The sequence below is a fragment of the Pelagibius sp. genome, assembly GCF_028289705.1.
Classification (GTDB): domain Bacteria; phylum Pseudomonadota; class Alphaproteobacteria; order Kiloniellales; family Kiloniellaceae; genus Pelagibius.
Genome location: NZ_JANQOI010000193.1, coordinates 44,944 through 54,455, shown reverse-complemented (window position 1 = coordinate 54,455; position 9,512 = coordinate 44,944). Strand labels below are relative to the sequence as shown.

General features: G+C 66.6%; 8 protein-coding genes and 1 tRNA gene. 4 read left to right on the top strand and 5 right to left on the bottom strand.

Going from position 1 to position 9,512, the window contains the following annotated elements; all coding sequences use genetic code 11:
- Positions 1-50: 50 nt before the first annotated feature.
- The gene (gene lepA, locus Q0996_RS25460) at positions 51-1,853 is read left to right on the top strand and encodes a translation elongation factor 4 (protein WP_299627043.1); all 1,803 of its coding nucleotides are present in this window, start codon (positions 51-53) and stop codon (positions 1,851-1,853) included.
- A 35-nt stretch (positions 1,854-1,888) separates the two neighbouring features.
- Here the strand turns inward: lepA and Q0996_RS25455 are convergent, their stop codons facing one another.
- Entirely contained in the window at positions 1,889-2,233 is a 345-nt protein-coding gene (locus Q0996_RS25455; RefSeq protein WP_299627040.1) for a hypothetical protein, read from the bottom strand.
- 392 nt (positions 2,234-2,625) lie between these two features.
- Between Q0996_RS25455 and Q0996_RS25450 the strand changes: the two genes are divergently transcribed.
- A tRNA-Ser gene (locus tag Q0996_RS25450) sits at positions 2,626-2,715 on the top strand.
- 190 nt (positions 2,716-2,905) lie between these two features.
- Here Q0996_RS25450 and Q0996_RS25445 read toward each other — a convergent pair.
- From Q0996_RS25445 to betC, 4 genes are all read right to left on the bottom strand, one after another.
- Positions 2,906-3,925: a proline racemase family protein gene (locus Q0996_RS25445; RefSeq protein WP_299627037.1), complete on the bottom strand. Its 1,020-nt coding sequence runs from the start codon at positions 3,923-3,925 to the stop codon at positions 2,906-2,908.
- A 14-nt stretch (positions 3,926-3,939) separates the two neighbouring features.
- Entirely contained in the window at positions 3,940-5,178 is a 1,239-nt protein-coding gene (locus Q0996_RS25440) for an FAD-binding oxidoreductase (protein ID WP_299627034.1), read from the bottom strand.
- 74 nt (positions 5,179-5,252) lie between these two features.
- Complete coding sequence (locus tag Q0996_RS25435; RefSeq protein WP_299627031.1) at positions 5,253-6,134, bottom strand: dihydrodipicolinate synthase family protein; 882 nt, start codon at positions 6,132-6,134, stop codon at positions 5,253-5,255.
- An 18-nt stretch (positions 6,135-6,152) separates the two neighbouring features.
- Positions 6,153-7,697 carry a choline-sulfatase gene (betC, locus tag Q0996_RS25430; protein ID WP_299627028.1) on the bottom strand — a complete coding sequence of 515 codons (1,545 nt, stop codon included), beginning with the start codon at positions 7,695-7,697 and terminating at the stop codon, positions 6,153-6,155.
- A 100-nt stretch (positions 7,698-7,797) separates the two neighbouring features.
- Here betC and Q0996_RS25425 point away from each other — a divergent pair, with 100 nt between their 5' ends.
- Positions 7,798-8,565 carry a GntR family transcriptional regulator gene (locus Q0996_RS25425; RefSeq protein ID WP_322096811.1) on the top strand — a complete coding sequence of 256 codons (768 nt, stop codon included), beginning with the start codon at positions 7,798-7,800 and terminating at the stop codon, positions 8,563-8,565.
- Complete coding sequence (locus tag Q0996_RS25420) at positions 8,562-9,512, top strand: aminotransferase class IV (RefSeq protein ID WP_299627025.1); 951 nt, start codon at positions 8,562-8,564, stop codon at positions 9,510-9,512. Before Q0996_RS25425 ends, Q0996_RS25420 begins: the two co-directional genes overlap by 4 nt.

Here is a 9,512-nt window from a genome sequence, read left to right as displayed (position 1 = left end):
ACGGACGGCGCGACCTCGAAACCCTCTTCGACAACGAGACCTGACCGGCCATGACCGACCTCTCGCACATCCGCAACTTCGCCATCATCGCCCATATCGACCACGGCAAGTCGACCCTGGCGGACCGGCTGATCCAGCTCTGCGGCGGCCTCAGCGACCGCGAGATGAAGGAGCAGGTCCTCGACTCCATGGACCTGGAGCGCGAGCGCGGCATCACCATCAAGGCCCAGACCGTCCGCCTGAACTACCGGGCCGAGGACGGGGAGACTTATGAGCTTAACCTGATCGACACGCCGGGCCATGTGGACTTCTCCTACGAGGTCAGCCGCTCGCTGGCGGCCTGCGAGGGCTCGCTGCTGCTGGTGGATGCCAGCCAGGGCGTCGAGGCCCAGACCCTCGCCAACGTCTATCTGGCGATCGACAACGACCATGAGATCGTGCCGGTCCTGAACAAGGTCGACCTGCCGGCGGCCGAGCCGGAACGCATCAAGGAACAGATCGAGGAAGTCATCGGCATCGACGCCGGCGAGGCGCTGCCGATCTCGGCCAAGACGGGCGAGGGGGTGGCCGCGGTGCTGGAGGCCCTGGTGCAGCGCCTGCCGCCGCCCAAGGGCGATGCCGAGGCGCCGCTGAAGGCCCTGCTGGTGGATAGCTGGTATGACGCCTATCTCGGCGTCATCACCCTGATCCGCGTGGTCGACGGCCGCCTGAAGCCGGGCATGAAGATCCGCATGATGGGTAGCGGCGCCACTCATCTGGTGGACAAGGTGGGCGCCTTCACCCCGAAGATGACGCAGTTGCCGTCCCTCGGGCCCGGCGAGATCGGCTTCCTGACCGCCAGCATCAAGTCGGTGGCCGACACCAACGTGGGCGACACCATCACGGAGGAAAAGCGCCTGGCCGCCGCGCCGCTGCCGGGTTTCCAGCCCTCGGTGCCGGTGGTGTTCTGCGGGCTGTTTCCGGTGGATGCGGCAGACTACGAGACCTTGCGCGATTCCCTGGGCAAGCTGGCGCTCAACGACTCCTCCTTTCTCTTCGAGCCGGAGACCAGCGCCGCCCTGGGCTTCGGCTTCCGCTGCGGCTTCCTGGGGCTCCTGCACCTGGAGATCGTGCAGGAGCGCCTGGAGCGGGAGTTCGATCTCGACCTCATCACCACGGCGCCCTCGGTGGTCTACAAGATCCACATGACCAAGGGGGAGATGGTCGAGCTGCACAATCCCGCCGACATGCCCGACGTGGTGAAGATCGCCAAGATCGAGGAGCCCTGGATCAAGGCCACCATCCTGGTGCCCGACGAGTTCCTCGGCCCGATCCTGAAGCTCTGCGAGGAGCGCCGCGGCGAGCAGCTTGACCTGACCTATGCCGGTACCCGCGCCATGCTGGTCTACCGCCTGCCGCTCAACGAGGTGGTGTTCGATTTCTACGACCGCCTGAAGTCGGTCTCCCGCGGCTATGCCAGCTTCGACTACCAGATCGACCAGTACCGCGAGGGCGAGCTGGTGAAGGTCTCCATCCTGGTCAATCAGGAACCGGTGGATTCCCTAGCGATGATCGTCCACCGCAGCCAGGCTGAGCCGCGCGGCCGGGCGCTCTGCGAGCGTCTGAAGGATCTGATCCCGCGCCAGCTCTTCAAGATCGCCATCCAGGCGGCCATCGGCGGCAAGGTCATCGCCCGCGAGACCATCTCCGCCCTGCGCAAGGACGTGACCGCCAAGTGCTACGGCGGCGACGTCTCGCGCAAGCGCAAACTCCTGGAAAAGCAGAAGGCCGGCAAGAAGCGCATGCGCCAGGTCGGCAACGTGGAAATCCCGCAGTCGGCGTTCCTGGCCGCCCTCAAGATGGGGGATGGTTAGGGGAGCGGGCCGGTGCCGGGAAACAAGAAACTCTCCTAGCGCTTTCCGCGCACGGAAAAGCGCTTGGGCTGGCGCTCCGGGCGCCAGCGCCGGAACAGCAGCACCAGCACCAGCCCGGCGGCCAGGAACACCGCCCAGGCCCACCAGCCCAGCAGCGGCGTGAAGATGTTGTCCCAGAGGTCGACGGAAATCCGCCGCTCGATGCCGGCCTGCAGCATGTTCAGGCTGGCGCCGCCGAAGGCCTGATCGATCTCGAACCAGCGCTGGCCCAGCGGCGCAAAGCGCCACTCCCCCGAACTCAACGCGGAGACGCCGTCCCAGCCGGCCAGGACCAGGGCGGCAAAGAGAAAGAACCAGCCAAGAATGCGGCCAACGATCATGCACCCCCCAAAGGCGCCGCCGCCCCAGCCGACCGGATCCTGGTTTGCCGACCCTGGCTGGCGATCCGGCGCTTTCAGGCGCGACGCGGCGGATATTAGCAGGCCGCCCCGCGAAGGGCCAAGCGGCAGCCCGGCGCATTCTTCCTGGGCGCGATTCCTCTGAGATCGGCTGCGCTCCGCCCCTGACCACCACCCCCGGCGCCCCGGCCAGGGATCCCGGACCATTGCATCCGGGGCCATTGCATCCGGGGCCGGCCTCGGTTAGGTTCGCGTCGCTGATCCGCCGCCCCGGGGCATCCGGGTGCCGGCGCAGGCGGCGGTTCCGGACCTTTGCGCCGCAGTAGGCAGTTTCCGCAGGGCGGATGGCTGTCGGGTGGGGGGATCGCCGTTAAGGAGAGGTGGCCGAGTGGCTTAAGGCGCACGCCTGGAACGCGTGTGGGTGGGAAACTGCCTCGTGGGTTCGAATCCCACCCTCTCCGCCACCCTACGCCTTCGGCTTCGGGTGGCAGGCCACCCTCGTGGTCTGGCGCCTGAAGGCGTTTAGGCGTAGGAGTGTCTCCCGAAGCCTTGGCGAAGGGAGACTGTCGCTGCTGTGTGGCACGTCTGTTCTCTACAATTGAGCAACGGCAGCAGTCCGCCTTCGGCTTCGGTTGACAGGGCCACCGCGGCGCCTCAGACGCCGCCCCAGGTGTCCGACAGGCGAAAGCCCTCCGGGAAGGGGTCGGAGGGGTCGAGGCCGATCTGCGACAGGGCGTAGATCCAGGCCGATCCCGTGACGCTGGAAAGCGTCGCTGCCCGGCCCGCGATCTCCGTGGTGCCGTGGAGCGTCGTCACGATCTCGCTGCCGATGATCGACCGGCTCACCTGCGTATCGCCCACCGTGATCGAAGCGCGGGCATGGCGGGCCGCGACGTTGGCGCTGCTGCCGGTCCCGCAGGGCGAGCGGTCGACGCGGCCCGGCTTCAGGGTCGTGCAGGTCCTGAAGGCGCCGTCGGGCTCGGCGCTGCGAAACATGACGTAGGCCAGACCTTCGATCTCCGGCGTGGCGGGATGGCGAATGCGGCGCTGGGCGTTGATACTCTCGTTCAACCTGACCCCGGCTTCGGCCAGCGCGCGGGCGGCCTGCGGTTCGATCCGAAGGCCGAACTGGTCGACGTCGACCAGGGCATAGAACACGCCGCCGAAGCACAGGTCGTATCGCACTTTCCCCCAATCGTCGGTCTCCACGACAGCATCCAGATCCTCGGCGAAGGCCGCCGGCATGGCCAGAGTGACGTCCAGGCACCGGCCGTCGCGGCAGCGGGCCACCGCCCGCACGAGCCCGGCCGCCGTGTCCAGGGTGATGGTCGTCTGCGGCTCGCGCATCTCCACCATGCCGGTTTCCAGCAGGGCGGTCACCGCGCAGATCGCGTTGGAGCCCGACATGGCATGGGCCTGATCGGGCTGCAGCACGAGGAAGCCGGCCGCCGCCTCCGGGCGGGTCGGGGGTGTCAGCAAGACGGCCGATCCCGCCGGTCCGCCCCGCGGCTCGGAGGTCAGGAAGCGGCGCAGGCGGTCGTCGGTGCTGTTGATGTGCTGCAGCTTGGCCGCCATGGTTTCGCCGGGAAGGTCGATGACGCCACCGGTGATCACGCGGCCGATCTCGCCCGCGCAGTGTACATCGACGGTCTGCAGTGTCCGCGTCCAGCGCATGGCGTCAGGTCCTCCTAGAAACGGTCCGCGCGGTAGGCGGAGAGGTTGACGTTGGATCTGCGGTTTGCGACGAGGTCGCGGACCAGCCTGCCGGTGGTCGCGGCGAGGGTCAGTCCAAGCTGGCCGTGGCCGGTCGCGACCACGACGTTGTCGGCGGTCGGCGCGCGCCCGATGATCGGTTTCGTGTCGGGCGTCAGCGGCCGGCGCCCGAAGTACCGTTCGGCGGATCGTGCGGTGAGGCCGGGAAGGACCCTCCGGGCCCGTTCAACGAGGATATCGGCGCGGCGCCAGTCCGGCGCGGCCGAGGCGCTGGCGAACTCCACGCTGCCGGCAACCGCAAGGCCGCTCTCATAGGGTGTGATGCCGAAGCCGCCTTTCCCATAGATCAGCGCGTGGGTCTGGTCGATGCCGGGCGCCTTCAGCAGGCTCTGATAGCCGATCACGCCGGCAAGCTGGATGGTGAATCCGAGGTCCGATACCAGGTCTTTTGAAGCCGCCCCCGCGGCGATCACGAAGGCATCGCCGGTGACGGCTTCGCCGGATTGGGTGCGCACCGCGCGGGCCTGACGCTCCTGCCGGTTGAACCCGGTCCCCTTCAACCGCCGGACCTCGCCGCCGCGGGCGGCAAAGGCCTTGTGGAGCTCGACGACATAGCGTTTCGGGTCGACGACCGAGCGCCAGTCCCGAAGGACAGCGGCCGCGGCGAAATCCTTCGCCAGGGCCGGTTCGAGCTCCGCCGCTTCGTTGCCGGAAACGACATCGATCTGGAACCCCAGGTCCCGGCGCAGGTCCAGGTAGCCGCGCTCCTTCTCGAGTTCCTCCTTGCTGTCGAAGAGTTGGATGACCGGCACCTCGCGCAGCAGCGACCGCAGTCCGTAGCGGTCCAGGAAATCCTCGGTGTCGGATACCGCATGAGCGGTCAGCAGGGCGATGTCGCGGCTGATCGATCGGATGCGATCGCCGCGCGCGTTGCCCGCGAAACGCAGGAACCACGGCAGAACGGCAAGCAACGAGGCCGGGCGCAGGGCCAGCGGCCCCTTGGGATCAAGCAGCCACTTGGGCGCGAGCCGGAGGGTGCCGGGCTTGGAAAGCGGCACCACTTCGCTGACGGCGATAGAGCCGCAGGATGCCCGGCTGGCGCCCTCGCCCGGCTCTCCGGGGTCCAGCACGACCACATCGTGCCCGTCAGCCTGGAGCGACAGCGCGCAGCTTATGCCGACGACCCCTCCACCAACGACGACGATCTTTGCCATGACCGGCTCGCCAGCCTCGCAATTCAGTTTGGGCGCGGCGGGAGCACCGCTGGTCCCGCCAGTTCAGGACCAGATCAGGACCAGTTCAGGATCGGTTCCAACGCGACCTTGAAGTCCTGCTTTTCCTGATCGCTCAGAGGCAGCAGCGGCTGGCGGCAGACGCCGACCGGCGTGCCCTGCAGCTCGCAACCGTACTTGACCTTCTGGACGAACTTGCCGCTCTCCAGGCTGTTCATGGCCCGATAGAGGGTCGCCATCTGCTTGCGCGCCTTTGCCAGGTCGCCGGAGCGGAAGGTCCGGTCCAGATCGCAGCACGCCTTGGCCATGCAGTTCGCCGGGCCGCAGATCCAACTGTCCGCACCCCAGAACATGAAGTCGAGCGCGATGTCGTCGGAGCCGCTGACGAGCTGGATGCGGCCGTCGTAGCGGCTGACGATGTCGACGGCCCGCTGCAGGACCCCGCTCGATTCCTTGATGCCGATGACCCGCGGATGGTCCGCCAGGCCATCCATCACCGTGAACGAGATCTCGACCCCGTCCTTCGGCGGGTAGTTGTAGAGGACAATGTTCACGTCGACCGCATCGAGCACGCTGTTGTAGTGGGCCAGGAGCTCGTCGTCGCTGGGCCGGGTATAGAAGGGCGTTGCAAGCAAGACGGTGTCGTAGCCGATGTCCTTGGCGGCGGCCGTGTTCTCGATCACCTCCCGCGTCGCGGGCGCATTGGTCCCGGCGATCAGCGTCTCGCCGTCCTGGGCAAAGTCCTTCACGAACTTCAGCACATCCACTCTTTCCTGATTGGACATGGAGAAATACTCGCCCGTGGACCCACAGGGCACCCATCCGCTCGCGCCCGCGGAGCGGAGCGCCGACATGTGCGCCTCCAGCGCTTTGAAGTCGACTTTGTTATCCCGGTCGAACGGCGTCACCAGGGCCGGCAGGACTCCGGAAAGCTGCATCTCGCTTCTCCTAGGAATTCAGGTCTTCGCGTAGGGCAGGTATCCCCGCCGCTCCACGGTCGGAAAGGCATCGCCGCGTCTGACATAGCGGGTGTTCTGAACCAGGGCGCGGGGCTGGAAATCCCAGGCCTCGACCCGCCCAAGCGCACTGGCCTCGGCGATCACGCGCCTCGAGGCCTGATTTTCGGTCACCTCTGCGGCAAGCGCCGTCAGGTCCCAGGTCTCCGCCGCTAGGGCCTGCAGTCGCGCCTGCGCATCGGCCACCTCCGGCAGACCGGCCAGATTGTTGCGCTCGTCCGGGTCCGCCGCCAGATCGAACAGCAGGGTCGGATAGGCCGGCGAGACGACCAGCTTCAAGGAGCCGGAGCGCACCATGACGCGCGGCGCTACGGTGCCCCCGTCGATGTGCTCGACGAAGACCTCGCGCGTGCTTGCGTCGGAGTCGAACAGCGGCACAAGGCTATGCCCGTCGAGCGGCGTCGAGACGGCGTCCTCCGGGGCGTCGGCCAGATCCAGGAGCGTCGGGAAGAGGTCGACAAGGGAAACCGGAGACGTCACCCGCTGCGCGCGCCGGCGGGGGTCTGCGATGACCAGGGGCACGCGGATCGCCGGTTCATAGAGCGTCTTCTTGAACCACATGCCGCGTTCGCCCAACATGTCGCCGTGGTCGGAGGTGACGACGACCACGGTGTTTTCGGCAAAGCCCGCTTCGCCAAGCGCCGCCATAAGCCGGCCGAACAGCGCATCCACGTGGGAAACCATGCCGTAATAGCCGCGTCTGGCGCGGCGGTAGGCTTCCTCGGATATCTCGATCCGGTCCTGTCCGTAGTGCACGTGCAGGGAGCGTGAATGGGGGTCGCGCTGCTCGAGCGGGATGTGGGGCACCCGGGGCGGATCGATTTCCGCGTCGTCGTAGCGGTCCCAATACTCCCGCGTCGTGACATAGGGGTCGTGCGGCTGGGTCAGCGACACGGTCATCAGGAAGGGGCGCTTATCCTCGGAGCGCGCGCGGACGAAGAGCTCTCTGACCGCATGGTGGACGACGTCTTCGTCGTAGTCGATCTGCATGGTGCGGGCCATCGGCGCCGAGTCCAGCACCGATTCCACCGTCGATGTCCCGGCCGCGTAGCGGCGCTCGTCGTCGGTTTCGATGTCCGCGTAGCCGGCGGTCGGAGTCCAGGAGAAATCCGCCGGATAGATCTCCGTGGTCAGCCGCTCCTCGAAGCCATGAAGCTGGTCGGGGCCGACAAAGTGCATCTTGCCGGAGATGCAGGTGTAGTAGCCAAGCCGCCTGAGATAGTGCGCGAACGTCGGTGTCGAGGCCGTGAACTCGGCCCCGTTGTCATAGGCGCCGATGCGTGACGGCAGGCGCCCGGACATCATCGAGAATCGCGACGGCGCGCAGAGCGGATAGTTGCAGTAGGCGTTCTCGAACAGCGCCGCGCGGCCGGCAAGCGCGTCGAGATTCGGCGTCTTGCAGACGCTTCCCCCATACGGCCGCAACACCTGTGCGGTGAGCTGGTCCACCATGAACAAGAGGATGTTGGGTCTGCTCCCGGACATTGGATTTCCGCGCACGCCTGATTTTTGTCGACAATGTGTCGGCATATTGATATACAGTCGACAGAAAGTCGACAAAAAAAGTTGGCGAGAAAAGTTGAGGGTGGAACACGTGGATAGCCAGGGCCACCAAAAGGCTTTGCGGGAAACGGCGGATCGGCGGACCCGGGGGGGGCGGTCAAACGCCGTCTACGAAACGCTGCAGCGGGAGATCCTCACCCTCGCCCTGTCGCCGGGCGAGCCGCTTGACGAGACCCACCTGGCGCAGCGTTTCGGCATGTCCCGCTCGCCGATCCGCGAGGCGCTCAACCGCCTGGTCATGCAGGGCCTTGTCGTCATGCTGACCAACCGCAGCACCCTGGTGGCGCCCTTGGACCTGGCGAAGTTCCCGCGCTACGTGGAGGCCCTGGACCTGCTGCAGCGGATCAACACGCGCCTCGCCGCCGAACACCGCACGGACGACGACATTGCCCGCATGCGCCGGCTTGCGGAGGCCTTCGACGAAACCCTCATCGAGTACGACCACTTCGAAATGTCGAGCACCAACAAGGCGTTCCACATGGCCATCGCCGCGGCGGGCGGCAACCCTTACCTCGCCCAGCAGTACGACGCGCTGCTGGACCAGGGACGGCGCCTGCTTCATCTCCACTTCGACTTTCTTGGAAAATCGACCTACGACCGGCCGCTGGCCAGCGAGCACCACGAGATGATCGACGCGATCGAGGCCCACGACCTCGATGGTGCCGACAGGCTGGCCCACGCGCACACCCGGCAATTCCACGATCGCTTCCTGGACTACCTGCGCACCAACTATGGCGCCGGCTTCGAACTCGATCCGGGCGCCATCGGAACGGCAGGCGGCGCCCGATGAGCCAAAGGACCAGCACGCACAGCACCGCCGCCGATCCGCGGAACGAGTCCCTCAAGCTGTTCCTCAACGGGAAGATCGTCCCGAAGGCCGAGGCGGTGGTATCGATCTACGACTCCGGCTTCATGCTGGGCGACGGCATCTGGGAAGGACTCAGGCTGCACGACGGTGTCTGGGCCTTCCTCGAGGCGCATCTGGACCGCCTGTTCGAGGCCGCGCTGGCGCTGGACCTGGACATCGGGATGACCAGGCAGGAAATCGCCGACGCCCTCGATGCGACGGCGCGCGCCAACGGCATGACCGACCATGTGCACGCGAGACTCATGGTCACGCGCGGCGTCAAGGTGCGGCCGTTCCAGCATCCGGCCCTGTCTCAGTCAGGTCCCACCGTCGCAATCATCATGGAGCATTCGCAACCGTCGATTCCGCGGCCCATCCGCCTGGTCAGCGTGGCCCAGCACCGCGGCCTGCCGCTGACCCAGGACGCGAAGCTGAACTCCCATTCCAAGCTCAACTGCATCATCGCCTGCAACCAGGCCATCCGTGCCGGTGGCGACGAGGCGCTGATGTTCGACCCCTTCGGCTTCGTCAACACCACCAACGCCTGCAACTTCTTCATCGTCCGGAAGGGAGAGGTTTGGACCTCCACCGGCGACTACTGCATGAACGGCATCACCCGCCGGAACGTGATCGAGCTCTGCCGTGCGAACGACATCCCGGTCTTCGAACGGAACTACACGCTGATCGACAGCTATGGCGCCGACGAGGCTTTTCTGACCGGCACCTTCGGCGGGATGACGCCCGTCGGCAGCATCGACGGCCGAACCATCGGCAGCGGCGACCGCGGAGCGATGACCGAGCGAATCAGCCAGCTCTACCGGGATCTCGTTCGCCGACACTGCGATGCGATGGCTGCGCAGAGGCCGGACAAAGCAAAGAAGATTTCCTGA